Annotated in this window: 1 protein-coding gene; it reads right to left on the bottom strand. The window is 38.9% G+C overall.

Going from position 1 to position 1146, the window contains the following annotated elements; translation table 11 throughout:
• Positions 1–220: 220 nt before the first annotated feature.
• Positions 221–868: a class I SAM-dependent methyltransferase gene (locus F6K49_RS51495; protein ID WP_075902078.1), complete on the bottom strand. Its 648-nt coding sequence runs from the start codon at positions 866–868 to the stop codon at positions 221–223.
• Between the last annotated feature and the right edge of the window lie 278 nt (positions 869–1146).

Below are 1146 nucleotides of genomic sequence, written 5' to 3'. Positions count from 1 at the left end.
CTGATGTTAGTTTTTTGGGACGCCTCATCCTAGTATTACGACCGAAAAAAATTCTGGATGAAGCCTTGAGTCAAGATGTCTGGCAAATTGATGAGTAATTAGTCATTAGTTATTAAGTTAGTTAATTGCTTTTTTGTTTACTCTTGACTGTTGCTTTTTTGTTTAATTTTGACTATTGACTGTTAAAAATTACCATCAACAAAACCCTTCATAAAAAGGCTCAGGTAGTTCGATTAGCCAGTACTGCATAGAATGGATCGCCTAAAGTGATCCCAAGCTGTAGCAGAAAAGTAGGAAGCGGCGATGGTCGAGCAACAACCTCAGGCGAACTAAATCCAGGAATAGACTGGTAATAGGTTTTCACTAACTCCACTCGACTTTGCTCGCTACCATCTCGCCAAGACTGAATCGCCTTTTGAAAAAACATTCGGTTAGAAAAGCTAACAATTGCTATTCCCCCTGGTTTTAAGACGCGATGAATCTCAGCAAAAACTTTTTCGGGGTACTGAAGATACTGAACTGAAACAGCAATCAGGACAGCATCAAAGTCTTGTTCAGGCAATGGCAATTGCTGATTTTGATTCAAGTCTTGGATAAAGTAGTGATTAAGTCTAGGATTTTTGACCAATTCTTCGCCATTCATCCCATGCCCCTCAACATGAGCAAACTCCATGTCTTCTGGTAAGTGAGAAACCCAACTACTCATAAGATCGAGGATGCGGGTGTTGGGTTGTAGTCGCTCCCGATAGAGGTTTACCAGCTGATCAATAAAGCCCTCATCGACATGAGTCACAAACCGTGGAAATGAATAGAACAGAGCATCATCGCTCTCATCCAATTTACTGCGTTGAAGGCGCTGGTCGATCATTGTATGAGCTAATATCTATCTTGTTAAGCTTGTTAAGAATATTATAAAGATTTATTAAGCTTATGGTTAGTATTTCATTGTTTGGGTTAAAGCAATGAATATTTTGAACCGGTTAGACAGGGTTCTACAAAAAAAATAGGGAAGAGCATTGATATCTCTTCCCCATTGTTGATTTTGGTATTGATTTTGGTTGTCTTGATTTTGGTTTTGGAGTACTTTCGGACTTTCCGATACTTTTTAGCTACCAAAATCTACTTTGCAGATTTTAGCCCACTAAT

This window comes from Moorena sp. SIO3I6, from assembly GCF_010672095.1.
The sequence above is the reverse complement of the archived record's forward strand: the minus strand, read 5'-3'. Positions and strand labels throughout refer to the sequence as shown.